Source organism: Streptomyces sp. NPDC014006, from assembly GCF_043088925.1.
In the GTDB taxonomy this organism is placed as follows: domain Bacteria; phylum Actinomycetota; class Actinomycetes; order Streptomycetales; family Streptomycetaceae; genus Streptomyces.
Window position 1 is genome coordinate 50819 of record NZ_JBICAJ010000019.1, and the last position, 25730, is coordinate 76548.

General features: G+C 72.9%; 17 protein-coding genes. 5 read left to right on the plus strand and 12 right to left on the minus strand.

Annotated elements, in window-relative coordinates; translation table 11 throughout:
• Window positions 1–3 precede the first annotated feature (3 nt).
• The 4 genes from lysX to ACF1GV_RS38765 all read left to right on the plus strand — a co-directional run bounded on the left by lysX (window position 4) and on the right by ACF1GV_RS38765 (window position 3883).
• Window positions 4–873: a lysine biosynthesis protein LysX gene (gene lysX, locus ACF1GV_RS38750; RefSeq protein ID WP_391691084.1), complete on the plus strand. Its 870-nt coding sequence runs from the start codon at window positions 4–6 to the stop codon at window positions 871–873.
• Window positions 870–1892, plus strand: a complete 1023-nt coding sequence (gene argC, locus ACF1GV_RS38755) for an N-acetyl-gamma-glutamyl-phosphate reductase (protein WP_391691087.1) — start codon at window positions 870–872, stop codon at window positions 1890–1892. Before lysX ends, argC begins: the two co-directional genes overlap by 4 nt.
• Before the next feature lie 7 nt (window positions 1893–1899).
• Window positions 1900–2709 carry a [LysW]-aminoadipate kinase gene (locus ACF1GV_RS38760; protein WP_391691089.1) on the plus strand — a complete coding sequence of 270 codons (810 nt, stop codon included), beginning with the start codon at window positions 1900–1902 and terminating at the stop codon, window positions 2707–2709.
• Window positions 2710–2812: 103 nt separating this feature from the next.
• Window positions 2813–3883, plus strand: a complete 1071-nt coding sequence (locus ACF1GV_RS38765) for a [LysW]-lysine hydrolase (protein ID WP_391691092.1) — start codon at window positions 2813–2815, stop codon at window positions 3881–3883.
• A 12-nt stretch (window positions 3884–3895) separates the two neighbouring features.
• On the opposite strand, the gene ACF1GV_RS38770 is transcribed toward ACF1GV_RS38765, so the two are convergent.
• The 4 genes from ACF1GV_RS38770 to ACF1GV_RS38785 form a co-directional block, all read right to left on the minus strand.
• A complete protein-coding gene (locus ACF1GV_RS38770; protein WP_391691095.1) occupies window positions 3896–4729 on the minus strand; it encodes a BTAD domain-containing putative transcriptional regulator in 834 nt (277 codons plus the stop codon).
• A gap of 39 nt (window positions 4730–4768) precedes the next feature.
• Complete coding sequence (locus ACF1GV_RS38775) at window positions 4769–5122, minus strand: cupin domain-containing protein (RefSeq protein WP_391691098.1); 354 nt, start codon at window positions 5120–5122, stop codon at window positions 4769–4771.
• 73 nt (window positions 5123–5195) lie between these two features.
• Window positions 5196–6650, minus strand: coding sequence for an MFS transporter (locus ACF1GV_RS38780; protein WP_391691101.1), 1455 nt, complete (start codon window positions 6648–6650; stop codon window positions 5196–5198).
• A 65-nt stretch (window positions 6651–6715) separates the two neighbouring features.
• Window positions 6716–7126 carry a DUF3291 domain-containing protein gene (locus ACF1GV_RS38785; protein ID WP_391691104.1) on the minus strand — a complete coding sequence of 137 codons (411 nt, stop codon included), beginning with the start codon at window positions 7124–7126 and terminating at the stop codon, window positions 6716–6718.
• Between the two features lie 136 nt (window positions 7127–7262).
• Between ACF1GV_RS38785 and ACF1GV_RS38790 the strand changes: the two genes are divergently transcribed.
• On the plus strand, window positions 7263–7880 hold the full coding sequence (locus ACF1GV_RS38790) for a MerR family transcriptional regulator (RefSeq protein ID WP_391691107.1): 618 nt from the start codon (window positions 7263–7265) through the stop codon (window positions 7878–7880).
• A 3-nt stretch (window positions 7881–7883) separates the two neighbouring features.
• On the opposite strand, the gene ACF1GV_RS38795 is transcribed toward ACF1GV_RS38790, so the two are convergent.
• The 8 genes from ACF1GV_RS38795 to ACF1GV_RS38830 all read right to left on the minus strand — a co-directional run.
• A complete protein-coding gene (locus ACF1GV_RS38795; RefSeq protein WP_391691110.1) occupies window positions 7884–9194 on the minus strand; it encodes an NAD(P)/FAD-dependent oxidoreductase in 1311 nt (436 codons plus the stop codon).
• 30 nt (window positions 9195–9224) lie between these two features.
• Window positions 9225–10103, minus strand: coding sequence for a 4'-phosphopantetheinyl transferase family protein (locus tag ACF1GV_RS38800; RefSeq protein ID WP_391691112.1), 879 nt, complete (start codon window positions 10101–10103; stop codon window positions 9225–9227).
• Window positions 10104–10122: 19 nt separating this feature from the next.
• Complete coding sequence (locus ACF1GV_RS38805; protein ID WP_391691115.1) at window positions 10123–11919, minus strand: acyl-CoA dehydrogenase family protein; 1797 nt, start codon at window positions 11917–11919, stop codon at window positions 10123–10125.
• The gene (locus ACF1GV_RS38810) at window positions 11919–12152 is read right to left on the minus strand and encodes a hypothetical protein (RefSeq protein WP_391691118.1); all 234 of its coding nucleotides are present in this window, start codon (window positions 12150–12152) and stop codon (window positions 11919–11921) included. Before ACF1GV_RS38810 ends, ACF1GV_RS38805 begins: the two co-directional genes overlap by 1 nt.
• A complete protein-coding gene (locus ACF1GV_RS38815; protein WP_391691121.1) occupies window positions 12139–13863 on the minus strand; it encodes an acyl-CoA dehydrogenase family protein in 1725 nt (574 codons plus the stop codon). Before ACF1GV_RS38815 ends, ACF1GV_RS38810 begins: the two co-directional genes overlap by 14 nt.
• Entirely contained in the window at window positions 13860–15494 is a 1635-nt protein-coding gene (locus ACF1GV_RS38820; RefSeq protein WP_391691124.1) for a PfaD family polyunsaturated fatty acid/polyketide biosynthesis protein, read from the minus strand. Before ACF1GV_RS38820 ends, ACF1GV_RS38815 begins: the two co-directional genes overlap by 4 nt.
• Before the next feature lie 24 nt (window positions 15495–15518).
• Entirely contained in the window at window positions 15519–23039 is a 7521-nt protein-coding gene (locus tag ACF1GV_RS38825; protein WP_391691127.1) for a beta-ketoacyl synthase N-terminal-like domain-containing protein, read from the minus strand.
• A 102-nt stretch (window positions 23040–23141) separates the two neighbouring features.
• Window positions 23142–25730: SDR family NAD(P)-dependent oxidoreductase (locus ACF1GV_RS38830; protein ID WP_391691130.1), on the minus strand; the 2589-nt coding region annotated here is incomplete at its 5' end.

Here is a 25730-nt window from a genome sequence, read left to right on the forward strand (position 1 = left end):
CGGGTGACCACAAGCGTGTCGCAGGACGGCCTCCTGGCCGTCCTGACCACCCGCGTCCGTCTGGAGGAGCGGCTGATCTTCGCCGCCCTGGAACGACGCGGTGTCCCGTACGTGTCGGTCGACGACCGTACGCTGATCAGCGACCTCCACGCACCGCCCCCGGTGCGCTACGGGGGCGTGCTGAACCGGATCATGTCGCACACCCGCAGCGTCTACGCGGCCCGTCTGTTCGAGTCGACGGGCCATCAGGTCCTCAACCCCAGCAGCGTCATCGAGGTCTGCGGCGACAAGATCCTCACGTCGCTGGCCCTGGTGCGCGGCGGGTTGCCGACCCCGCGGACCGTCGTCGCGGTGACCCCCGACGCGGCGCTCGAGGCCATCGAGGAGATCGGGTATCCGGCGGTGGTCAAGCCCGCCGTCGGGTCGTGGGGCCGGCTGCTGTCGAAGGTCAACGACCGGGACGCGGCGGAGACGCTCGTCGAGCACAAGCAGGCGCTGCGGTCGCCGGGGCACTCGGTGTTCTACGTCCAGGAACTCATCGACAAGCCCGGCCGCGACATACGGGCCATCGTGCTCGGCGACCAGGTCGTCGCGGCCGTCTACCGCAGATCGGACCACTGGATCACCAACACGGCGCGCGGCGCCCGCACGGAGCCCTGCGAGGTCACGCCGGATCTGGCCAAGCTCGCGCTGCGGGCGGCGGAGGCGGTCGGCGGCGGCATGCTCGCGGTCGACCTGATCGAACGCTCCGACGGCGAAGTACTGGTCACGGAGGTCAACCACACCATGGAGTTCCATGGACTCGCCTCGGCCACCGGGCTGGACATCGCCGGTCTCCTCGTCGACCACGTCCTGGAAACGGTGGGCCCGTGAGAGCCTCAGTGATCGGCGCCGGCGGCTACATCGGCGGTGAACTCCTGCGGCTGCTGCTTCAGCATCCGCACGTCGAGCTGGCCCAGGCCACCTCGACACGCCACCGCGGGCGTCCCCTCAGTGCCGCGCATCCCAATCTGCGCGGCCAGAGCGACCTGTCCTTCGTGGCCGAGGAGGACCTGTCGGAATCCGACGTGGTCTTCCTGGCGGTGCCGCACGGCGCGTCGGCGAAGAGCATCGACACCTGGTCCGCGCTCGCACCGATGGTGGTGGACCTGAGCGCCGACTTCCGGCTCCACGACCCCGTCCGGCGAGAACGCTTCTACTCCGGCCCCGCGCCGCAGGAGTCCTGGCTCACGCGTTTCCAGCCGGGCATCCCCGAACTGCACCGCGAACGGCTGCGCGGGGCGAGCCACATCGCGGTGCCCGGATGCATGGCCAACGCCGCTATCCTCGCCCTGCATCCGCTCGCCGCAGCCGGGCTGGTCGCGGGCACGGCCCTGGTGGACGCCCGTACCGGCTCCAGCGGCGGTGGCAGGACCCCCGACGAGGGCAGCCACCATCCCGAGCGCAGCGGCGCCCTGCGCATGGCCAAACCGCACGGTCACCGGCACACCGCGGAGATCGAACAGGCCTGCAACGTACCCGTGCACATGACGGTGACCGGCATCGAGGCCGTGCGCGGCATCCAGGTGGCCTGCCACATCACCCCCTCGCGGACCGTCACCGAGCGCGAGCTGTGGGCGCTCTACCGCGCGGCCTACCGGGACGAGCCCTTCGTACGGCTGGTCAGGGAGCGGTCCGCCCTGCGCCGGATACCGGATCCGAAGATCCTCAGCGGCACCAACTACTGCGACATCGGCCTGTCCCTCAACGCGGAGGGAGATCACCTCATCGTCGTGGCGGCCATCGACAACCTGGTGAAGGGAGGTGCGGGCAATGCCGTCCAGTGCTTCAACATCGCCGCAGGCCACGACGAGTCCGCGGGACTGCGGTTCGCCGGACTCCACCCGGCCTGAGCGTTTCGTGATCAAGGTGGGCGGATCGCTCGGCGCGGAGATGGCCCGCGCGTGCGCCGACATCGCCCGTCTCGCCCAGCAGGGCGCCGACGTCGTCGTCGTACACGGCGGCGGGGCCGAGGCCGACCGGCTCGCCGCCGAACTCGGCCGGCCCGTCCGCACCATGACCGCGCCCAACGGCCGGCACAGCCGCTACACCGACGCTCCCGCGCTGGACGCGCTCGTCATGGCGATGCTCGGCCGCGTCAAACCGAAGCTGGTCGCGGAGCTGACCGGGGCGGGACTGCGCGCCGTCGGCCTGTCGGGGATCGACGGATCCCTGGTCACCGCCCGCAGGACCCCGCCGGCCAGGGCCGTGGTCGACGGGGTCGAGCGGGTCGTCCGGGACGACTTCTCCGGTCGGATCCACGAGGTCGATCCGGCTCTGCTGCTGACGCTCCTGGACGGCGGTTTCGTCCCCGTGGTGTCGCCTCCGGCCCGGGATCCGGCCGACGGCATGCTCAACGTCGACGCCGACCGGTTCGCCGCACGGCTCTCGGTGGCCCTGGCGGCCGACTGGCTGGTCATCCTGTCCAACGTGCCCGGGCTGCTGCGCGACCCCGCGGACCCCGCCAGCCTGGTGGCCGAGGTGCCCGGCGAGGAGCTGGGCCCCTACCTGGACGGCGCGGGCGGGCGCATGAAGGTGAAACTCCGCAGCGCGGGTGAGGCCTTCCTGGCCGGGGTCCCGCATGTCGTCCTCGCCGACGGCCGCCTGGACTCCCCGGTGCTCGCCGCGCGCGCCGGGGCCGGCACGACGTTCGTCCGCGGGTCCCGTTGACCTGCTTCCCGCCGTGCAGGGAGCCCGCAGGCCTGCCCTGCGCCCTGCACGGCGGGAAGTCCCCTCCCCTCGCGGGACCCCCCTCTCCACGCAAGGAGTTTCGATGAGTACACGTGCCGAGTCATTGCTGCGCCGCATGGTCGACATCCCCTCGCCGTCGGGCGAGGAGGCCGAACTGGCCGCCTTCCTGGCCCGCGAGCTGAAGGACTGGGGCTTCGAGACGCACCTCGACGAGGTCGGCAACGTCATCGCCGGGCGCGGCCCGGACTCCGGCCCCACCATCATGCTGATCGGCCACATGGACACCGTGCCGAGCCAGGTGGAGGTGCGACGGGAGGGCACGCTGCTGTACGGGCGTGGCACGGTGGACGCCAAGGGACCGCTGGCCACCATGATCTGCGCCGCCGCGGCCGCCGACGTCGGCCCCGTGCGCCTCGTGGTGGCGGGGGTGGTCGAGGAGGAGACCTTCGGGCGAGGTGCGACACACCTCCTCGAGGGGCACCGGCCCGACGTCGCCTTCGTCGGGGAACCCAACGGGTGGTCCGGCGTCGGCATCGGCTACAAGGGACGGGTCGTGGTGCGGTACGACGTGCGCCGTCCCGCCGTGCACACGGCCAGCCCCGAGGAGAAGGCCACCGAGGCGGCCGCCGCCTTCTGGAACAAGGTGGTCGCCTACTGCGAGGCGCGCGCGGAGGGGACCCGCGCCTTCGACCGGCCCGTCCCGACGCTGACGGAGATGGGCGGCACGATCGAGGAGGCGAGCATGACCGTCGCCTGCCGCACTCCCCCGGGGTTCGACCTGGCGGAGTTCGAACGGTTCCTGGCCGACGCCGCCGGCGACGCCGTGCTGAAGATCGACGACCGGACCCCGGCGGTGCGCGTCGACACCCGGGGCGCCGCGGTGCGCGCCCTGTGCTCCGCGATACGCGCTCAGGGCGCGCGTCCCACGCTGAAGCTCAAGACGGGCACGGCGGACCTCAACATCGTCGAGCCGCACTGGAACGTGCCGATGGCCGTCTACGGCCCGGGCGACTCCGCGCTCGACCACACCGACCGGGAGCACATCGATCTCACCGAGTACGCGAAGGCCGTCGAGGTGCTCCGGCACGCGCTGGAGACGCTCGCCGGGGAGCTCGTACAGCCTGAGGAGGCGGCAGCGGCCGGTGTCCTGTGACGCCGCGATCGCTCAGGACACGCCCCGCAGGACGAGCCCCGGATACGCGACGGTCTCGGGCTGGAGGACCGGGTCGCCGGCGATGATCCGCTGGTGCAGGTCCTGCAGGCGCGCGCAGGGGTCGAGGCCGACGTGGCTGATCAGTGCGGCCCGCCCCGCGTGGTAGACCGCGAGGGCGTCGGCCCGGCGGTCGGACAGGTACAGCGCCGCCATCAGGTGCCAGCGGAACTGTTCGCGCAACGGGTGCTCGTCCACCAGGAGGCTCAGTTCACCGACCAGTTCCCGGTGGTGGCCGAGGGCGAGTTCCACGTCGAAGCACTCCTCGAGCAAGGTGAGGCGGCGCTCCGCCCAGTACGCCGCGACCGGCTCGAGGGCCCGGCTCGCCAGCCCGGCCAGCGGCTCCCCCCGGAACAGGGCCAGAGCGGCGCGGTAGTCGCCGACTGCGCCCACCGGATCACCGGCCCGTGCCCGGGCCCGGCCGCGCTCCCTGAGCTGTTCGAAGAGCTGGGTGTCCACGCACCCGTCGGGCAGGCGCAGCCGGTAGCCGCCGCGGACGGTCTCGATGAGATCGGCTCGCGAGCCGGCCTGGACCAATGCCTTGCGTACCCGCCACACACAGGTCTGTATCTGTTTGTCCGCGGTGACCGGCGGCGTGTCGCCCCACACCGCGTCGACCAGCCTGCCGAGCGGCACCGCCTTGTTGACCTCCGTCACCAGCACGGCCAGGACGGTGAGTTGACGACTTTCCGGGAGGACGGCCTCCCGTTTCCCGAGACAGACCCGCAACGGCCCCAGGACTCGGAAGAAGATCTTGCGGGCGCTGTCGGACGACGATTCGACGATCATGGGAATCCTCGGTTCGGTGAGGGTGCCGAGTGCGCGGTGTCAGTTCTTGTCCTCGTCACCCTCGGTTTTGAAGATCGAGACGTACCTCAGAGGTGTTTCGGCGATGAAGTGCGTGTGTGCGGAGCCCGCCGCGGCGGCGAAGGCGTCGCCGGTGGTCATGGTGCGGCCCTGGTTGGTGCACGTGCCCTCGATGACGTAGAGGAACTCCGCGTGCCGGTGCATGTGCGGTTCCGTCCGGTAGCCGGGCTCGGCCTCGACGATGGCCACGTGGTAGCCGTCCGCACGGGCGGCGATCCTGGCCCGCGCCTTGCCCTGGCTGCCCCAGGGGATCCACGGGAGCTGGTCGTCGCCGTCGGTGCGGGCGATGTCCCAGCCGTCGAGTGAGGGTTCCATGACTTCTCCTGGCACGAGGTGGCGCGGGTGCCCGCGGGGGTTCGGGCACCCGCGCCGGTCGGGGGGTGGGTGGTCAGGCGGTGGCTGCCGGGGTGCGGTCCGCGTCGGAGGCCGCTGCCTCGGACTCGGTGTCCGGGACGTCGGCGGTGGCCTGCGGCCGGCGCGGGATGCCGAGTGCGCACAGCGCGCCGGCGAGTACGACGCCGACGCCCACCCACACGGCCGGGTGCATGCCGTCGACGAAGTCCGTGGGCGACGCGGTGCTGCCGTGGCCGGCGAAGACGGTGCTCAGTACGGCGATGCCGAGCGCGCCGCCCACCTCGCGGACGGTGGTGTTGGCACCGGACGCCTTGCCCGCGTGCTCCTGGCTGACCGAGCCGAGCACCACGGCCGCGGTGGGCGCGAAGACGAAGCCCATGCCGACACCGGCGACCACCATGGGCGCGACCAGGGTCGCGTAGGACGTGTCGGTGTCGGCGATCACGTTGATCCAGGCCAGGCCGGCGCCCTGCAGGAAGAGGCCGAGGGCCATCAGCCGTCCGCCGCCGACCTTGTTGGTCAGCATACCCGCGACGGGGGCGACGAACATCGGCATCAGGGTCCAGGCGAGCGTGCGAACGCCCGCCTCGAAGGGGGTGCGCGGCGGGGCGATCTGCAGGTACTGGGCGAGCAGGAAGAGCGAGCCGAAGACGCCGAAGTACATGCTGGCGGAGACGAGGTTGGTGAGGGTGAAGGCGCGCACCCGGTAGAAGGAGAGCGGCAGCATCGGCTGCGGGGCGCGACGCTCCCAGAGCAGGAAGAGGACGAGCAGTACGGCCCCGGCGGTGAAGGCGGCGAGCACGGTGCCGGAGGTCCAGCCGTCGGTGGAGGCGTGCACGATGGCCCAGACGACGGCGAACAGGGCGGCCGAGGCGAGCACCATGCCCAGCAGGTCCAGTCCCACGCCCTCCAGGCGGCTCTCCCGCAGGACGAAGCGGATCAGCGGGACGGCGACGATGCCGACCGGCACGTTGACCCAGAAGATCCACTGCCAGTCCAGTCCGTCCACCACGGCGCCGCCGACCACGGGGCCCATGGCCACGGCCAGGCCGCTGATGCCGGACCACAGGCCGAGTGCCAGGCCGCGCTTGCGGGCCGGTACGGCCTGGGAGAGCAGGGTGAGGGAGAGCGGCATCACGGCCGCGGCTCCGATGCCCTGGACGGCCCGGGCGGCGATCAGCTCACCGCTGGTGGTGGCGAGGCCACAGAAGACGGAGGCGACGGTGAAGAGGGTGATGCCGAGGACGAAGACCCGGCGGCGTCCGAAGCGGTCACCGAGCGCGGCGGCGGTGAGCAGCAGGCAGGCGAAGCTGAGCACGTACGCGTTGACGAACCACTGCAGGTCCTGGGTGGAGGCGTCGAGCTCTGTGGACAGGGTGTGCAGCGCGGTCGAGACGACCAGGTTGTCCAGCGCGACCATGAACATCGGGACGCTGGAGGCCACGATCGACAGCCACAGCGGCGCCGACCGGGTATCGGGCTTGGGCATGGGGGTCTCCTCGGCGGTTCGTCGGGGAAGGGCGGACGGAACGGATCGGTCGGTGGTGACGGTGTTCAGGAACGGGCCTCGGCGGCCTGCTGTTCGGCGATGCGGCGCTTGGCGTCCGCCCAGGTGATCGGCAGCTGACCGACGGGGACTTCCCAGAAGGTGAAGACCGACTGGCGCATGGTGGAGCGCAGGCCCTTCACGATCGTGTGGTGCGGCTCGGCCTTGGCGTAGGCGTAGAGCTGCTCACGGCTCTCCCAGGCCGACAGGGTCCAGAAGGTGCGGCGCAGCGGGTCGGCGATCAGCGAGGCGCCGAGCGCGCCCTGTGCGCCGCGCACCTGCTTCCAGGCCGCGAGCGACTGGAGGAAGAACCGCGGCACGTCCTTGAGTGAGCGCACCTCCAGGCGCGAGGCCATCACCAGCGCGGTGGTGACGCCGGGCCGCAGCTCGTTCGGGGTGGTCCAAGGGAGTGTGGGCATGTCGGTGCTTCTTCCTGAGAGGGGCCGCCTACCTGCGGAAGCCGCCCGCGGGCATAATGGATAGTGACACTATGGATACTGTCACTATCCACCATAGACAGTGAAGCTACCAGATGAACAGAAGGAGCCAGGACCGATGCGAATTTCTGAACTGAGCCGGAAGAGCGGGGTGTCCGTGCCCACGATCAAGTACTACATCCGCGAAGAGCTGCTGCCCGCCGGCCGCCACACCTCGGCCACCCAGGCCGAGTACGACGAGCAGCACCTGCGCCGGCTGCGGCTGATCCGGGCCCTGATCGGGGTGCGCGGGCTCTCCGTGGACGCCACGCGACAGGTGCTGCGGGCCCTGTCCGAGGAGCAGTCCCACCCCCACCTCGTGCTCGGTCTGGCCCTAGGCGCGATCCGGCTCACCGATGAGACCCCGGCCGAGTCCGAGCACCCTGCCGCGGTGGACGCGCTGCTCAAGGAGCTGGGCTGGCAGGTGCACGGCGATGCTCCCGCCCGCGGCCTGCTGGCCGAGACACTGGCCAGCCTCCAGCAGTTCGGAATGGCCCTGGACTGGCACGCCCTGCTCCCCTATGCCCGGCTGGCCGAGGAGACGGCCCGGCTCGATCTCGACCACCTGGAGGGCGTGACGGACCCCCTGGAGCTGGCCGAGCGCGCCGTCGTCCTCACCACCCTGCTGGAGCCCGCCCTGATGGCGCTGCGCAGGCTCGCCCAGGAGCACGAGTCCGCGCAGCGCCACAAGGAGTGAGGCTCAGGCGCCCGGGCCGTCGAGCTCCTCCAGCAGCCGGTGGGCCGCCTCCGCGCCGGAGGAGAAGCCGGCCTCGTGCGAGCCGATCTGGTCCCAGCCGAGCTTGCGGGAGTGGAAGTAGGACCCGCAGAGCTTGACCCGGACGCCCTCGTTGACGTCGTAGATGTCCTTCTGCAGCTCGCGGACCTGGTTGTCGATGATCGGGTGGGTGTAGGGGAAGCGGGCGATCACCGTCTCGGGACGTACCTCGCGCGGGTAGTCGAGGGTGACGAAGTAGTCCTGCTCGGCGGTGAAGCCGTGCAGCTTGTTCATGTAGTACGCGACGTAGGTGTGGGCCCGGCCGTCCACGGAGACCTTGCCGTAGTTCCACGCCTCCCAGCGCTCGCGGTCGGCGGGCATCACCGTGTCGTCGGTGTGCAGCACCACGTCGGAGGAGTTGTAGCGCACGGTGCCCAGGACGGTCCGCTGCCGCTCGGTGGGGTTCTCCAGCATGGCCAGCGCCTCGTCCGCGTGCGCGCCGATCACGGCGTAGTCGAAGCGCTCGCTGCCGCCGGCCGTGGTCACCGTGACGCCGTCCGGTTCCTGGCGGACACCGGTGACCGGCGCGCCGGTGCGGATGTCGGGACCGATGGCGGCGATCGCCTTGCGGACGTAGGAGATGGAGCCGCCGCCCACCGTGCGCCAGTCCACCCGGCGCCCGCCCAGGCCGCCCTCGTCGTGGCCCATGTAGAAGGCGATGACGGTGGAGGCGGGGATCTCCCAGATCAGCTCTGCGGGCACCGACCACACGGCGGAGCAGAGCAGGATGACGTAGGAGTGCCGGAACTCCTGGCTGTAGCCGCCGCGGTCCAGGTACTCGCCGAGCGGGATGTCGGTGCGGCGGCGCAGGAAGTCGCGGCGGCCCTCGGTGTGGAAGCGACGGGCCTCCCGCCAGATGGTGAGGAACTCCGGGGAGCCGGCGTAGCGGGCCCTCACCTCGTCCTCGCCGAGGTCGAGTTCCTCGGTGCCGTACTCGAGGCCGGAGTCCAGGTCGAAGAAGTTGAAGCCGCCGAGGTGCTCCACCGCGTCCACGCCCAGCTCGTCGAAGAAGCCGTAGAGGTTGGGGTAGGCGGGGCGGTTGAAGACGACGAAGGCGGTGTCGATCCCGAGGACACGGCCGTTTTCCTCGATCTCGACGGTGTTCGCGTGCCCGCCGAGCCGGTCCTCCCGTTCGAAGAGGGTGATCCGGGCGCGGTCGCGCAGATGGTAGGCGGCGGAGATGCCGGAGACGCCCGCGCCGATGACGGCGACGCGCGGGGTGTGGTCGGGTGCCATGGTGGTCCTCACTGTGAAACGGACAGGTGGTCAGGCGGCGGGCGGATCGGCGAGGTCGGCCAGGTCGATGCGGTGCAGGTCGCCCGGGCGGCCGTGCTCGACGGCGACGGCGAGCACGTATCCGGGTGCGGGGCGCAGCAGGTCGAACGACCAGGCGTCACCCGCCACGGACGGACGGCAGGGGTCGTGCACGGTGATCGGCCCGGCGGGCGGGGTGGCGAAGGCGAAGCCGGCCAGGCCCCGGGTGATCCCGGTGCCGAGGGCCTTGAGGTACGCCTCCTTGAGCACCCACAGCTCGCTGAGCCGGTCGGCACGGACGGCCGGCGGCAGGCCGGCCAGTTCGGCGCGTTCGGCGTCGGCCAGGTGCGGGACGAGGTGGGTGACCGCGTCCGATGAGGCGGGGGCGCACTCGACGTCCACCCCGCAGTCGCGGCCGCGGGTGACCACGCAGGCGATCAGGCCCTCGGTGTGCGACAGGTTGAACCGCAGCCCCTCGCAAGGGGGTTCGGGCTCCGGCCGGCCCCAGGGGCCGGTCCGGAAGCGCCAGGCGTGCACCGGCCGCCCGCTGCGCGCGCTGAGCGCGTAGCGGGCCAGCATCCGGGCCCCCAGGAAGCGCCGGCGCGCGCCCTGGCCGCGCAGGCGCTCCAGGCGGGCGCGCTCCTCCTCGGCGAGCAGCCGCGGCCCGCCGAGCGCGCCGGCGAAGCCGTCCACCGCCCGCTCGGGCAGCAGCCAGAGAGCGGCCGGCTCCACGTTCGTCACCGGTGTCCTCCGGGGAGTGTCCGGGAAGCCGGTGGTGTGCTCGGCCTCGCGGAAGTCCGGTTCACGGTCCGGCGCCCGGCCGATCGGTCCGGTGATCGCCGAGTCGTCGGTGGGCGGGACGGACGCCCCGGGGACGCGGTGCGTGCTCACGCGGTGTCCTCCTCGGTGGTCAGTGGCGGACCGCGTCCGGGTCCACGGCACGTGCGGCGAGTGGGAACTGCCAGTGCGAGAAGAGCCGTTCCTCGCGGTGGAAGTGGCGCAGCACCCGCATCACCTCGTCCACCACGGCCCGGTCGGTGACGGCCTCGTGGGGGTACAGATGCCGGCGCAGGCGCTCCATCTGGAGCAGCAGCACGGCGGCGTTGGGCAGCGGCTCGTCCAGGGCCTCGTGCGAGTGGACGAAGGTGAGCACGCACGCGGCGGCGGCGTGCACCAGGCAGTACTCCTTGGCCAGGTCGAACAGTTCGGCGGACTGGCCGTAGGCGCGGCCCAGTTCGGTGCGCAGCCGCTCGCAGCGCTCGGCGAGCGAGGTGGTGTGCCCGAGCAGCTCCTCGGCGGTGTCGGAGGCGCGGACCAGCCAGTCGCGCTGGTCGTCCTCCTTGGCCTCCTGTGCGAGGGCGCGCAGCCGCGCGACACCGTCCGGCGCGGCCAGCACGGTGTCGTCCCGGCCGCGGCTGAACAGCTCCTGCAGCCAGGGCCGGTAGGGCGGCATGGACTCGTCGATGCCGTACAGCACGGCGGCATTGCCGACCGCTTCGGCACGCAGCTGTTCGTCGGCGTTCAGGGCGGTGGTGAGCAGGGGCTGCAGCTGGTGGCCGAGGTTGCGCAGGTTGACGACGGTGTTGCCGTCGGCGAAGTTGGCCACCAGCAGGTCGCGGAGCATCTTCTGGAAGACGCCGTAGTGCGGGTGGGCGCGCAGGAAGAAGCGGGCTCCGAGCACCACGGCCAGCTGGGACATGGTCCGCTCCAGCAGGGTGGGTACGAAGTACTTCACCACCGAGGAGGAGACGCTGACCTGCTGCGGTGTCACCTGCAGCCCGCGCACCGCGCCCAGACTGACCGCGTCGGCCACCAGCAGGTCGGCGAAGACCTCGGTGAGCTGGCGGCGGCTGTAGGGGATGTCGCTGACGGCCTGGCCGAGGATGACGCGGCCCTCGGTGAAGTCCAGGGTGAGCCGCAGACCGGTGTCCACCGCGGAGAGCGCGATGCTGCTGATCTGGGCCCGGGCGGTCTGGGTGGCCTTCAGCGCCGTCTCCAGGCCCTGCCCCTCGGCGCCGAGGCGGGCTTCCTCGGGCACGAAGACGCCCTTTACCCGCAGGCCGCTGATGTCCATGGCGCGCAGGCCGTGCAGCCGCTCGCCGGGCAGCTCCTGGACGCTGCCGACCGGGGCGGTCCGCTTGTCCAGCACGAAGACGGAGAAGCCGCCGGTGCCGCCGCGCTCGCCGGTGCGGGCGAAGACCACCATGCCGTCCGACCAGGTGGCGTTCCCGATCAGCCACTTCTCACCGGTGAGCAGGTAGCCGCCGTCGACCTTGGTCGCGGTCATCGCGTTGGCCAGCAGGTCGCTGCCGTGGGCACGTTCGGACAGGCCCCAGGAGAGCCGGTGGCCGCACTTGACGGCCTCGACGATCCGCCGCTTCTGCTCGTCGGTGCCGGCGATCCACACCGGCATGAAGGCCAGGTTGGTGATGATCAGCGCGGTGGCGGTGGCCGGGTCGCGCCGGGCGATGAGCCGGACCAGGTTGAACTCGGCCTCCACATCGCCCGCGCGCCCGCCCTGCTCGCCGGGCAGGGCGTACTCCGGCACTCCCCAGCCGCGCAGCATCTGGACGAACTCGTAGGGGTAGGACTCCCGCTCGTCGAGCTCCATGATCCGGGCGTACGGCATCCGTCCGGCCGGGTCGTGCGGGCAGCCGAGGAACTCCTCCAGCCCGGCGGCCAGTCGGGTCAGGTCGGACTTGGGCATCAGCGGCCTCCTGTGGCTTCGCCGCGGCGGACGGGGAAGGCGGGCTGGTCGTCGGGGAGCCCGTAGTCCGGCAGGCCCCAGCAGCGCAGCATCTGCAGGCACGTGTCCAAAGACGGTTTCCGCTCGAGCGTCTTGGTGACCGGGGCGTACGGCGTCCGGCCGGCCAAGCCGTAGGCGTAGCCGAGGAAAGCCTCCAGCCGGGCGGCCGGTGTGCTTGAGTCAGGCGTGAGCATCAGCGGCCTCCTGAGGCGTCGCGGCGAGGCGGACGGGGGTGGCGGTGAAGAGCATGTCCCGCTCGCGCAGGGCGGCGAGGACGTCGAGGGCGGGCAGCAGGTGCGGGCCGTACCGCCGGGGGTCGGTGCCCTCGGCGCGGGCCAGCAGGTAGGCGAGGGCGGCGCGCAGCCAGCCGGTGGCGCCGGGTTCGCCGCCGTACAGCCGGCGGTCGCGGTTGGCCCACCACAGGTGGACGCAGGCGGCGGCACCGTGCAGCCAGGCGTAGCGCTCGGCGAGGTCGGCGAGGGCGTTGGGCTCCGCGCCGGGGCGCCGCGCGGCCTCGGCCAGCGGCAGCAGGCCGGTGACGGCCTCGGCGAGGCGGGCGACGAGCTCCGCGGTGTCGCCGTCCAAGGCCGCACGGACGGACGCGACCACGGTGGGCAGCCCGCCCAGGACGGGGTCCACACCACGCGCGATGAGGTCGAGGCGGGCGGGCTCGTAGGGCGGCAGCTCCGCGTCCAGGGTGAAGATGCGGAGCAGGCTCTCGGGCGTGGGCGCCTCGGTGGTGGCGAGCAGGGTGGGCAGCTGGCCGCAGTAGGAACGCAGATTGGCGTACGGGCTGGCGTCGATCACGCGGACGACGGCCGAGTCGCGCTGCAGCTTCTGGAACACCCCGTCCCCGGGGGCCCTCTCGCGCAGCACGGAGCGGGTGGCCAGCACGGTGCCGCAGTGGCGCAGCAGATCCTCGGCGGCCTCGGCGACCAGGTGTTTGGCGGCCGGGCCCCAGACGCTGAACGCCTCCGGCACCACGTGCACGCCGCGGGCGGCGCACAACGCCACCGCGTCCGCGGCGAGCAGTGCGGCGGACGCGGCCGCCAACTCCCTTGCCGCGTAAGGCGTCGCGGACAGCGTGGTGCGGCCGAAGCGGTGCTCGGCGGCGAAGCCGAGGGTGAGCCGCAGGGCCGTGTCCGCGATGCCGAGCGAACCCGCCATGCTCATCAGCCGCACCGCCTGCTGCGCCCGGATGGCGACCTCCAGACCCTCGCCCTCCTTGCCGACCTGCGCGTCCCAGGGCACCGGAAGGGCGTCGAAGCGCAGTGTGGCCAGGTCGATGCCGCGCATGCCGGTGATCAGGGGTGCCGGCAGCCGGATCAGGTCGTCGTCGTCCAGGGAGCCATCGGTCAGATCCAGCAGGAAGGAGGTGAAGGCGCCCGGCCCGCGGGTGCCGGTGCGGGCGACGACGTAGACGGCCTGGGCGCGCAGGCCGTTGCCGACCAGCCACTTCTCGCCGTGCAGCAGTCCGTTCGCGTCGAGCCGCACCTGTCCGGCGATCAGGTCACTGCCGTGTTCGGCTTCGGTGAGCGCGAAGGCGACGGCGCCGCCCTCGCGCAGGATGCGCGCCACCCGCTCCTGCTGCTCCGTGGTGCCGTGCAGTTGGAGGCAGGTGGCGGCGATGATGCTGAACATGGTGCCGGGCATGATCCTGACGTCCCGGCGGGCCGCCGCGCGGACCAGTGTGAGGCTGCGGTCGAAGGACTGGAAGGCGCCGCCCCACTGCTCCGGCAGGTAGTTGAGGTGGAATCCGGTGTCGCGCAGCACGTCGCACAGCCGCTCGGGCGAGGCGTTCGCCTCGTCGTGGGCGACCGCGGCGGCGTAACCGAACGGGTTGGCGGGGTCGGCCGGGTCGCCGAGCAGTTCCTCCAGCGTCTGAGGGGTCAGGTCGCCGCTCATCGGGCGCCTGCCGTGGGGGTGGCGTCGGTGGGGGTCTCCAGCGGGACGGGGCGGTAGTCGCCGGCGCCGGCCGGGATGTGCACGCCGGCCAGGCGCAGCTGGGCCACACGGGTGTGGAAGGCGGCGCCACGCATCAGGTGGTGGGCGACGTCCGCGACCCGGCGGTTGCTGGGGTTCTTCAGATAGCTCCCGGTGGCCCAGTCGTTGAAGGAGCCCATGGCCGGTCCGCACCAGATCTGGTAGTCCTGCGCCCGGTCCTCCTGCCCCGTCACCGCCCAGCGCGAGGCCATGCCGAGGTACCAGCGGAAGACCAGGGCCATCCGGCGCTTGGGGTTGTCCGCGGCGCGGGTGAGCTGCTCGGGGTCGCGGCGCTCGAAGTAGCCGACGCAGTCCCGCCAGACGTCCTCGAGCGGGCGGCGGAAGATCTGCTGCTCCAGCCGGGCGCGTTCGGCCGGGGGCAGTGCCTCCAGGCCGTCGTGGGCCTGGTAGAGCTGGTGGAGGCGGCGGGCGCGCATCGGGAACAGGGTGCCCTTCTTGAGCACCTGGAGGTCGACGCCCATCTCGAACATGTCGGCGGCCGGGGCCATCTCGCAGTCGGCGATGCCGGCCTCGGCGAGCATGGCCTTGGCGGCCGGGGAGGCCCCGGACTCCAGGCAGGACTGGTTGACCGAGCCGGTGACGACGTAGGCCGCGCCCATCGCGAAGGCCCCCGCGACCGCGACCGGGGTGCCGAGACCGCCGGCCGCGCCGACCCGGATCGGCACCGGGTAGCGGTGCTCGCGCTGCACGTGGTCGCGCAGCCGCAGGATGGCCGGGAGCAGCGCGGGCAGCGGCCGGCGGTCGGTGTGACCGCCCGAGTCGGCCTCGACCGTGATGTCGTCGGCCAGCGGGACGTGATGGGCGAGGGACGCCTGCTCGGCGGTGATCAGTCCCTGTTCCAGCAGGGCGCTGACGGTCGCGGCGGGGGCGGGGCGCATGAAGCGTTCCGCGGTCTCCGCACGGGAGATCTTGGCGATCAGCCGGTTGCCCGCGACGATCCGCCCGGCCTCGTCCCGCCGCAGCCCGGCGAGGCGATAGCGCACGACGTGCGGGGTGAGGCCCATGTAGGCCGACGCCTCGACGCAGCGCACGCCGTGACGCAGGAACAGTTCCACGGCCTCGCGTTCCAGCCGGTCCTCGCTCGGGCTGTGGATCAGGTTGACGGCGTACGGCAGGCCGGGGATCTCGGCGGCGAACCGCAGCAGCACCTTCTCGATCGTCTCGGGCAGCAGGCCGGCCGCGCCGAAGGACGCCAGGAATCCCTCCCGGGCCAGGGCGATCACCATGTCGGCGGAGGCGATCCCGCCCGCCATGGCGCCGGCCATGTAGGGCTGGCGCACGCCGTGGGCAGCGGTGAAGGCGGCCGAGCCGAGCCGGTGCGGGGGCAGCGGGGCGGCGGCGGCCAGCAGCTGCGGGCCCTGGCCGGTGGGGACGGCGGTGCCGCCGGAGACGGCGCCGGGCCCCTGCGGGGTGCCGACGATGAAGCAGGCGTTGTCCAGGTCGGCGAGGACCTGGTAGACGCCGGCCGGGTCGGTGCTGGGGAAACCGTCACCGTACCAGCGCAGCGGTGTCTGGGGGTGCGTGGTGGACATGGGAAGCGCAGCTCCTCGGCTGGTTCAGGCGTGGGCGGGGGCGGAGCGAACCTCGATGGCCGCGTCGGTGAGCTCGTAGATGCGCAGACCCGGCTTCCACAGGTCGGCGTCGGCGATCAGCAGCAGCCGGTCCGCTTCCCGCCGCACCTCCTTGATGTGCACGTCGAAGCGGAGTTCGCCGTCGTTGCGCAGGATCTGGCCGCGGTACTTCCAGCTCATCTCCACCCCGGTGGCCATGGCGAAGCGCGGGTTCTCGATGCCCTCGGCCAGGCCCTGTTCCAGCACGAACAGCCGCATGGCCTGGAGCACGGCCTCCACGCCGAGCGAGCCGGGCATCACCGGGTCGCGGTGGAAGTGGCAGTCGAAGTACCACTCGTCGGGCCGCACCTGGCGGTGACCGTGCAGGTAGCCGGCGCCGTGCCGGCCACCGTCGGTGACCAGGTCGACGTGGTCCACCAGGTGGAAATGGCCGCCGGGCAGGTGCAGGTGGCCGCCGGCGGGGTCGGTGAACGCGGGCGCGTCGGCGGGCAGTTCGATACGGCGCACCCGCTCGGTGTCGGGCCGGTGCTGTTCGATCCAGGGCGCGACATGGCTGCCGTTGTCCAGGCCGACCTGGTTGGTGAGCGCCGCCTCGCTGAAGTAGCCGAAGAGGGACTCGCCCGTGTAGAAGACCTCGCCGTCGGCGGACAGTTCGTAGGAGAAGTTCTGCAGTACGGCGCCGGAGACGGCGCTGGTCATCAGCAGCTTGGAGTGGTGGCGGATGGTCTTGCCGCGCAGGTCGACGTCCTTGACCAGGGTGGCCCGGCCGTCCAGGTTGCGGATGGCGTACTGCTGCTGCGGGTCCTTGAGGGTGGCGCCGAGGTAGTAGCCGAGGAAGATGGCCGCCTGCAGCGAGGTCTCCATGTACACGCAGTTGGGCATGTGCGGGTAGGAGTTCTGCTGGTAGTACCAGGCGTCTTCGGGCGAGTCGTACTCGGTGACCATCTCCGAGCCGGGGCCCAGGTCGCCGCGGGTGCCCTTGAGCGACATCACCCGGTCGACGAACTGGAAGTCGCCGTTGGGGATGTAGGGCGCGCGGCTGGTGCGGTAGATCTCGAACTCCGGGCCCATCGCCATGTCCAGCAGGCCCTTGGCAGCGTGCGCCAGGTGCAGCTCGTTGATCATCGCGGGCTCGCCGCTGCGGTTGCGGCGGCCGAGGAAGGCGGGCACTCCCCCGCTCTCCGGGCGGTACGGGGTGCCGTCCTTCTCGCGCACCTGGAGGCCGAGGTTGCGCATCTTGATGACCGGCTTGTCGCCGAGGTAGACCAGGATGTCGGCCATCACGGTCGGCCGCGGCAGCAGCGTGATGTCCATGATCTCGACTTCGTAGCGGATCTCCCGGTGCTCCGGGGTGACCTGGCCGCGTACCTGGACGTCGATCCGCTCGTCGGTGACGGTCTGGAAGCGGGCGTCCGGCAGCGTGAGGTGCATGCCCAGGTAGAGCAGGTACGTCTGCAGCAGCTGCACCGCGCCCTCGGCCACCAGCGAGCCGGCCAGTACCGGGTCGTCGGGGAAGTGGCAGGTGAAGTACCAGGCGTCCGGCTGCAGATGCTTGACGGCGGTGAGCTTGCCGAGGCCGCGCGGGCCGCCGAGGCGGTCCACCGTCACCTCGTCCACCATCCGCAGCATCGCGTCCGGCAGGCGCAGCGCCGGGTTGAGGCCCTCGTCCTGGGCGTGCTCTGGGCCGAAGACCTCACCGTGCCGGCCCTGTGCGAGCAGCTCCAGGTCGGCCCTGGTGAGCAGCGTCTTGTCGGTGCGGGCGAGCGGCTTGAAGTACCCCTTGGTCAGGGCCGCGCGTTCGGCGCGCTCACGGTCGGTGATGACGACGCCGAGCGGGGTGGCCAGCTCCTCCTTGCTGAAGAACCCGGCGCAGGCGTCGCGGAGTTCGAGGATCAGCTCGCCGTCGGCGTAGCAGTTGTAGCTGAAGAAGAAGAGCGTGGTGTCGCCGTTGTGCACGAAGCGGTCGATGGAGATGTCGTAGCGCAGCGTCTGGCCGGCTCGCGGCAGACCCCCGCGGAAGATCAGGGAGCTGTCCAGCAGGCGGTAGACCCGCTCCCCCTTGTTGCGGAAGTCGATGCCGAGGTAGCTGACCAGCAGCAGGTCGCACTGGCCGGCCTCGACGGTGACGGCCGGCGGCGCGCCCTCGTCCACCAGGTACCAGGCGTCCTCGGGGATGTCGTACTCGGTGGTGATGGTGGCGGGTCCGAACGTGCCGGTCCGCGCGTCCAGCTTCGTCACCCGGGTGACGAAGTGGTACGGCGGTGCGGGCAGGCGTACGCGCTTGGCGTAGGCGTCGATCGGCGCGAACTCCGGTCCGAAGATCTTGGCCACGGATCCGGTGGCGAACTCCAGCAGCGCGGCCTCGTCCCAGATCACCCCCTCCAGCGGAGCGTCCCCGGACGCGTCGGGTCCGGCGGGCGGGGCCGCGAAGGGGGTCGCGGCGGCTTCGGCCGGCTGGGCAGGGAGAGGTGACGCGGCCGGCTCGGCAGGGAGAGATGACGCGGCCGTGAGGGCCGGGGCGGGCTCGGACGCGGACACCGCGGGGGGCCGGGGTGCGTTTGCGCCGTGCAGGGGGGAGACCGGCTCCGGCCGGGCCTGCGCCGGGACCGACTGTCCCGCGAGCAACGCCTCGGCGCGGCTGAGGGTGGCGTTCTGCAGGACGCGCTGGGTCTCCATCACCACCGAGTGAGTGGCGACCATCTGCTGGCGCAGCTCCCGCACCAGGTCCGCCGCGGACGCGGCGGCGCCGTTCCGATCCGCGCGTGCTCCGGCGCCGTTCGGGTCGGCGGGCGTGCCGGCGCCGTTCGGTTCCGCGGGGGCCAGGGGGCCGGACGGTGTGGCGGGCGGGCCGGAGAGGACGGAGGCCGCGGTGACGGGCTGCGGCGGGCTCGTCGGCGCCCACGGCAGGAAGGCGATCGGGTCGCCTTCGAAGACGATGGCCTCGGGGTCCGCGACGGTCGGGTCGGCGGGCATGAGATCGGGTTCCTCCGGTGCGGTGGACGGGACGGGGGCGGAGGCAGGTGCTGAAGCGGAAACGGCGGCGGGCGCGGGCGACGGTTCGGATGCGGGGAGCGGTGCGGCCACCGACGCGGTGACCGGCCGGGCGATCGACTGACGGTCCGACAGCGGCTGGGCCGCGGGGGCGATGGCACGCACTCCCTGGGCCACCTTCTGCGGTACCGAGTCGCCGCCGCCCACCCGGAACCGGGCGGTGCGCCGCGCCGGAACGGCCGCCTGGGCCTCGTCCTGCGGGCCGAGCAGCGCGGTGAGGTCCACGGGCAGGCCGTTCCCGACCAGCCGCGCGACCAACTGGGCGATCGACTTGGCGGCCGGCACTCCGCGCCGGTCCGCGCAGACCGCGACGTGTGGTTGCTCGCCGAGGGTGTCGCGCACCCAGCGCGAGCAGGTGGCGCCGGGGCCGACCTCGATGAAGTAGCGGTAGCCCCGGTCGTAGGCGGTGCGGATCAGGCGCGGGAAGTCGATGGTGGAGCGCAGGGTGTGCGCGATACGCCGGGCGATGCGCTCCCGGTCGAGGCCGGGCAGCTCCTGGTAGTCGTAGGCGGACAGCAGCTCCAGGCCCTGGAGCGAACCGGTCGGGTAGTCGTTCAGCCCGGCCAGGCCCTCGAGTTCGGCGTCGACCACCGGGCAGTGCATCACCACGCTGACAGGCGAGCGTGCCGCCGGGCAGCCCAGCTCCTCGATCAGCGCGCGGCACTGCGCGGGGTCGCCCGCGATCACCAGTTCGCCGGGGGTGTTGACGTGGGTGAGGAACACCCGGTCGTAGTGCGCCAGCGCGGCCTGCGCGGTGTGCTGGTCGGTGAGCAGGACGTGCGAGGCCCAGAGGTCCTTGTCGGGGGTCGGGGCCGGGATGTCCTGCCACAGCTCGCGCACGGTGCGGCGGGCGCCGACCAGGCGGTCCCGGAAGATCGGCGTGTTGCTGATCAGATCGTCCCGGCGGCCCTCGGCGGCCCAGCCGCCGGTGGCGAAGAGCATGCTGGATTCGCCCAGGCTGTAGCCGAAGCCGCCGTGCGCGGTGACGCCCAGGATCTCCCGCACCAGGTGGGTGTACAGGATGGCGAAGCTGGTGCCGGTGGCCAGCATGAACGGCACGTCGTCGCCCAGCGCGGACTCCAGCTCCATCAGCTCCCGCCGGCCCGGCGTCACATACGTGCGCGGGTACAGCAGGGCGGAGCGCAGCTGCCGGGCGGGCTCCTCGGCCTGCGCCTCGAAGTGCTCCAGCAGGCCGGGGAAGGCGCGGAACAGGTCCTGGCCGAGGCCCGGGTAGGAGTTGAACGCACCGGGGTAGACCAGCGCGACCTTGCCCTCGGGGCCGATCGGACGGGCGGTGAAGTAGGAGCCGGCCGGGGTGGCCCACTCGCCGCCGGCGGCGTGCGCGCCGGGGATGTCCCGGGCAGCGAGCTCCAGTTGCCGGACCAGATCGGCCGTGTCCCGGCCGACGAGCACCGCGCGCAGGGGCGCGCCGGCGAGTTCGCGCGCGGCCGCGCGGGCCAGCGCCAGCGGGTCGGCTCCTGAGTCCAGCAGGCCGCGGTGCCGCTCGACGGAGGCCAGCAGCCCGTCCAGGCTCGCGGCGGAGAGCGCCAGCAGGATCGGGCCCTGGGCCCGCTGCCAGTCACCGTCCACCACGCGCCCGCGGGTCCCGTCCGCGGACAGCACCAGATGCGCGCAACCGCCTTGCGCGCCCACCATGCTGACAGCGGCGTACCGCCTCGCCCGGCGCGACGAACGCAACCAGGGGCGTGACCGCTGCGGCACGTACAGCGCGGAGTTGGCGAAGGCGTCCACGTGCTCGGGGGCCGGCCGCTCCCATCCGGGCGTCCCGGGCAGGTAGCCGCCGTGCAGGCAGAGCACGGTGCGGATCAGCCCGGCCATCCCGGAGGCGCAACCGGCGTCCCCGAGCTGCGCCTTGACGCTGCCGAGCGCGACGACGCGCGCGGGGTCGACGGCGCTGCCCGCCGCCGGGCCGTCGTCGGCCGCCGTGGCCGCCGCCTCCGTCTTCTGGCGGTACACGCGTGCCAGGGCGGTGAGTTCGTCGTGGTCCTCGTCGGCGGTGCCCGCCGCGTGGGCCTCGACGTAGCCGACCTCCGCGGCGGAGATCCCGGCGGCGGCCAGGGCCCCTTCCGCGGTGGCCGCCAGCGTGTCGGCGTCCGCCCGCGGTGCCGCGCCGTCGCGGGCCTGGGCCGCGCCGACGCTCAGCGCGTCCAGCCGGGCGTAGACCCGGCCGCCCTCGGCCTGGCCGCTGCGGGTGACGACGACCGCGCCGGCGCCCTCGCCGATCCGGACACCGCGGGCGCCTTCGGCGAAGGTCAGGCCCGCCTCGGAGACCGCGTCGGGATGCAGCAGCAGGTGCTCGGCGGAGCCGGTGAGGTCGACCGCGCCGATCAGCACCGCCTCGATCCCCGGGTCGAGCAGCAGCAGCCGGGCGACCTCCAGGGCTTCCGCGGTCCCCGAGCCCTCCGCCGAGACGGTGAAGGACGGACCGGTGAGGTTCCACAGCGAGGAGATGCGGCTGGCCATCACGTTGCCGATGTAGCTGAGCACTTCGTTGGCCACGATCGGCGGCACGACCGCGTCCCGGCCCACCGACGCGATCGCGGCGAGCTGCTGCTCGCTCAGCTCCACTCCCGCGGCCTGGAACTGCTCCCGCAGGAAGCTCCCCAGCGTGTACCGGGTGAGCCGGGCGTGGGTGTACGGCTCCAGCTCCATCGCCACCACCACCGCGATCCGCCGCGGCTCGGGTGCGCTCGCGCCCGGCGGGACGGCCCGGCTGTACCCGGCGTCGCGCAGTGCCTCGTCGGCGACCTGGGTGGCCAGGGCGTGCTGCAGGTTGTAGGTGCGCAGGTCGGCGGGGGGAATCTTGTGGTCGACGGGGTCGATGTCCACCCCGTCGACGTAGGCGCCGTGCGGTACGGACTCCCCCGTCAGCCCGGCCTGTTCGAGCGTTCCGCCGCCGGTCTGATCCAGGCCGCGCCAGCGCCGCTCGGGCAGCGGGCCGAACGCGTCCGCGCCCTCGTGGACGGCCCGTTCCAGGGCGTCCACTCCTTCGAGTGGGCCGAAGTGCGCGCCCAGGCCGACGATGTCCAGCGCGGGCGGCTCGGCCGGGGCCTCCTCTACGGGTTCCCAGGTCTCCGCGGCCTCGGGCGCGGAGAGCACGACGTGCGCGTTGGTGCCGCCGAAGCCGAACGCGGAGACGGCCGCGCGCAGCGGGCCCACCCCTTCGGGCCACGGCCGGCCCTCGCGGACCAGCACCTCCTCCCCCACTCGTCCGTCGCTCGAGCGCACCGGCTGCTCGACGCCGATCGTGGGCGGGATGTGGCCCTCGTCCATGGCCAGGATGACCTTGAGCATGCTGCTCAGCCCGGCGACGGTGAGCAGGTGCCCGATGTTGCCCTTGACCGAGCCGATCAGCGGGACCTTGCCGTGGCGGCCGAAGAACGCGGCCACGGACTCGGCCTCGGTGGCGTCACCGAGGGGGGTGCCGGTGGCGTGGCACTCCAGGTAGTCGATGGTGGACGGGTCCACCCCGGCCTCGGCGTAGGCGAGTTCGTAGGAGGCGAGCTGCCCGCCGCCCTGCGGGACGAGCAGGTGGCGTCCGCTGCCGTCGTTGCTCAGGCCGATGCCGTCGATGACGGCGTGGATGCGGTCGCCGTCCCGCAGCGCGTCGGCGAGCCTTTTCACGGCGACCATCCCGGCGCCCTGCCCGGTCAGGATGCCCTCGGAGCGGTTGTCGAAGGGCTGGCTGAAGCCGCTCTCCGGATAGGCGTGCAGGTCGCTGAAGGAGAGGTGGATGAGGGTGGGGTCGGGGGCGCAGACGCCGCCGGCCAGCACCAGGTCCACCTGACCGGTGGCGAGATGGGCGCAGGCCAGCTTGAGCGCGTAGAGCGCGGAGGAACAGGCCGCGTCCAGGGCGTAGCGCGGGCCGCCCAGGCCGAGCGCGGCGGCGGTGACGGCCGCCGGGGAGCCGCTGACCCGCAGGTGCTCGCCGCGCAGCAGTTCGGTGTCGACCAGCGGGGTGCCTTCCGGGAGCCCGGCCGGCACGGGCAGCCCGGCTCGGCGCAGGCCCTCCAGCACCGCTTCCCGGGCCAGGGGGATGCTGATCCGGCCCGAGGTCGGGGTGGGGAAGGAGTAGTTGCCGAGGATGAGGGCGGTGCGGTCGAGGGTCTCGGGCCGGGCCTCGTAACCGCTGTCCCGCAGCGCCTCACGGGCGGTGTGCATCGACCAGTGGAAGATCCGGTCGAGGCGGGTGAGCTGCTCGGGGTCGAGGCGGTAGCCGGTGGGGTCGAATGCGAAGTCGGTGATGAAGCCGCCGCGGTGGCAGTAGATGCGGTGCTGCGGGTCCAGATCGGCGTCCAGGGGCGTTGCGCCGAAGATCTCGTCTCCGCCCTCCCGGCGGGCGTCCGCCCCGTTGCGCAGGTTCTGCCAGAACTCGGCGGGGGTGCGGGCGCCCGGGAAGAGACAGGACAGGCCGACGATGGCGTACTTGCTCATCAGAGCGAGGTCCCTCCGTAGGTCGGTCGGCCCGGCCGGCGGGCGCGAAAGGCGCCGGCCGGGCCGACCGGTCAGGTCGTCAGTCGGATACGGACAGGCCGGTCAGCCGCTGACGAACTTGGCCGTGAGCTGCGGCGCCGAGATGACGGACACGTCGTGCAGGCGCATCAGCACCCGTCCGTCGGGGGCACAGGCGGTCACGGAGAGCCGGGCCTCGGCGCCGGCGCCGGCAGTGCCGGGCTCCACCAGGACGAGGAAGGGCTCACCGTCGGGCAGCGGGTGGTGCAGCTCGGCGCGGTCGACGGCCAGCGGCAGCCCGGCGCTGCCCCGGAACAGCCGCACCCACACCAGGGCGGCCTGCAGCAGCAGGTCGGCGGTGCCGGGGGCGTAGTGGGCTCCGGCGAAGGCGCCCCCCTCGGCGCGGTGCTCGGCGAGCGCGCACTCCAGGACGAGCCGGGACTCCTCCTCGGCGAGCACCCGCCGGATGCCGCGCAGCGAGGGGCCGTGGAAGAGGGTGCCGTCGGTGTAGAGGCTGTCGGCGGCGCGGCCGCCGCCCAGCGCGGGCAGTCCGGCGACGGGCGCCTGCGGTGCGGTCGGGGTGGCGTCCAGCACGACGGCGTAGTGCGGTCGCACCGCGCCGTCCTTGTCCACCGAGCGGATGGCCACCTGCACGGTGCCGGGGGCCTCCGGCAGCGGGCTGATGACGAGGCGGGCGTTCTCCGGCTGCGCGCCGTCGAAGACGATGCCCTTCTGCACGGAGAACTCGCGCACCTGGCGGACCTCGCCGCCGGTGGCGCGCTCCACCGCGCCGATCGCCCAGCCGAGCGCCGCGGCCGCCGGGAGCACCGGGGCCTCGCCGATCACATGGTCGGCCACGAGCGGATCCCGGTCCAGATCGGCGATCCGCCGCTCGACCGTGATGGTCGCGGCCGGGGCGGACGGAACGCGCTCGGAGAGCGGGGTGGTCGGCCCGAGCACGGTCACCACGTCGTCGGCGCGCCCGGCGGCGAACTGGTCGGCGAACATCGCCGCGCCGGTCTCCTGCGGGATGAGGGTGATGCCGCGATCCCGGAAGACGGCCTTGATCTCCGGGGAGACCATGCCGCTGTCCCAGGCGCCCCAGTTGAGCGAGGTGACCCGGGCGCCGGGATGACGCTGCTTCCAGGAGGAGGCCCAGGCGTTGAGCGCTTCGTTGGCCATGGCGTAGTCGGACTGGCCGCGGTTGCCGAAGAAGCCGGCGACCGAGGAGAACAGGACCACGTGCCGCAGCGCGTCGGCGTCCAGCGCGGCCGTCACGGCGCGCAGCCCCGCCAGCTTGGGGGCGAAGACCCGCTCGATCTCGGAGGCCTTCTTCTGCGCGATCAGCTGGTCGGCGAGGACTCCTGCGCCGTGGACCAGGCCGGTGATCCGGCTCCGGTAGGGGGCGAGGGCGGCCGCCGTGGCCTCCGGGTCCGTGATGTCCACCGCCAGGTACTCGGCCTGGCTGCCCGCGGCGCGCAGCGCATCAAGGGTCGCCCGGACCTCGCGGCCGCCGACGACGGCCCGGTAGGCCTGCTCGACCCGCTTCGGGGTGGGCTTCTCGCCGGCAGCCTTCAGGTCGGCCACCGCGGCCGCCTTGAGCGCGGCGGCGTCCTGCACTCCTCGCGCCCACACCGGCTCCTCCTCCAGCGGGGTCCGGCCCAGCAGCAGCATGCCCGGCTGGTGACGGCGCGCCAGCTCCACCACGCAGGTCGCGGTGATGCCGCGCCCGCCGCCGGTGACGACCAGCAGGTCCTCGGAGCTCAACGGCTCCGGCTGCGCGTCCGCCGGGTGCAGCGGCTGCTCGCCGAGGGTGAGGGTGACGCGGCGGGTGCCGTCGTGGCCGACCTGGACGGGCTCGGTGGCGGCGTCGTGCACCTCGCCGAGCACCAGCGCGGCGGCGGCGCCGGGTGCCAGGCCGGGGGCCAGGTCGACGGCACGGCAGAAGACCTCCGGGGCCTCCACGGCCAGCGTCTTGGCCAGACCGGCGACACCGCCGATCGGCGCCAGTCGCTCGTCGACACCGCCGAGGCCGAAGGAACCGTCCAGCCGGGTGACGGTGGCGTAGGCGGTACGGCCGAAGGCCGCGGCGGTGCTCAGCGGCTCCGCCAGGTGCTTGGCCACCAGCAGGGTGTGGGCCAGGCGCCGCACTCCCTCCGCCCAGTCCGCCGGGGGCTTGGTGCACAGGTCGAGCACCAGGCTGATCCGCTCGCCCAACGCCTCCTCGATCCGCGAGGCCAGCTCGGTGACACCCCAGCCGGTCAGCGCGTGATCCACGGTGTCGTCCACCCGCTGCGGTACGCCGGGCAGCCGCAGCACGTGCACCTTCCAGCCCTGCGCCTGAAGCCTGGCGGCGATCTCCGGGGCCAGGTCACCACCGTCGTCCACCAGCAGTGCGCCGGAGGACGCGGGGTAGGCGTTGACCAGTTGGTCGGGCATCGGCAGTTCGGCCAGGGCGGCCTGCGCCCGGCCGATCCGCCCACGCTCCGGGCCGGCTTCCGGTTCGGGCGCCGGCGCCGCCGGGGCGACGGACGGGCCGGCCTGCGCGGTGGGCGCGTCCTGGCCGGATATGAAGCTCACGATGTCCTGCAGCGTGCGCAGTTCGCCCAGCTGCTCCGGACTCGCCGCAGCCGCACCCGAGGCGAACCGCTCATGCAGCACGCCCATGATCTC

Coding starts and splice junctions, on each gene's coding strand:
- ACF1GV_RS38765 (WP_391691092.1), top strand. CDS start 2,813: ATGAGTACACGTGCCGAGTCATTGCTGCGCCGCATGGTCGACATCCCC.
- ACF1GV_RS38770 (WP_391691095.1), bottom strand. CDS start 4,729: ATGATCGTCGAATCGTCGTCCGACAGCGCCCGCAAGATCTTCTTCCGA.
- ACF1GV_RS38775 (WP_391691098.1), bottom strand. CDS start 5,122: ATGGAACCCTCACTCGACGGCTGGGACATCGCCCGCACCGACGGCGAC.
- ACF1GV_RS38780 (WP_391691101.1), bottom strand. CDS start 6,650: ATGCCCAAGCCCGATACCCGGTCGGCGCCGCTGTGGCTGTCGATCGTG.
- ACF1GV_RS38785 (WP_391691104.1), bottom strand. CDS start 7,126: ATGCCCACACTCCCTTGGACCACCCCGAACGAGCTGCGGCCCGGCGTC.
- ACF1GV_RS38790 (WP_391691107.1), top strand. CDS start 7,263: ATGCGAATTTCTGAACTGAGCCGGAAGAGCGGGGTGTCCGTGCCCACG.
- ACF1GV_RS38795 (WP_391691110.1), bottom strand. CDS start 9,194: ATGGCACCCGACCACACCCCGCGCGTCGCCGTCATCGGCGCGGGCGTC.
- ACF1GV_RS38805 (WP_391691115.1), bottom strand. CDS start 11,919: ATGCCCAAGTCCGACCTGACCCGACTGGCCGCCGGGCTGGAGGAGTTC.
- ACF1GV_RS38810 (WP_391691118.1), bottom strand. CDS start 12,152: ATGCTCACGCCTGACTCAAGCACACCGGCCGCCCGGCTGGAGGCTTTC.
- ACF1GV_RS38815 (WP_391691121.1), bottom strand. CDS start 13,863: ATGAGCGGCGACCTGACCCCTCAGACGCTGGAGGAACTGCTCGGCGAC.
- ACF1GV_RS38820 (WP_391691124.1), bottom strand. CDS start 15,494: ATGTCCACCACGCACCCCCAGACACCGCTGCGCTGGTACGGTGACGGT.
- ACF1GV_RS38825 (WP_391691127.1), bottom strand. CDS start 23,039: ATGAGCAAGTACGCCATCGTCGGCCTGTCCTGTCTCTTCCCGGGCGCC.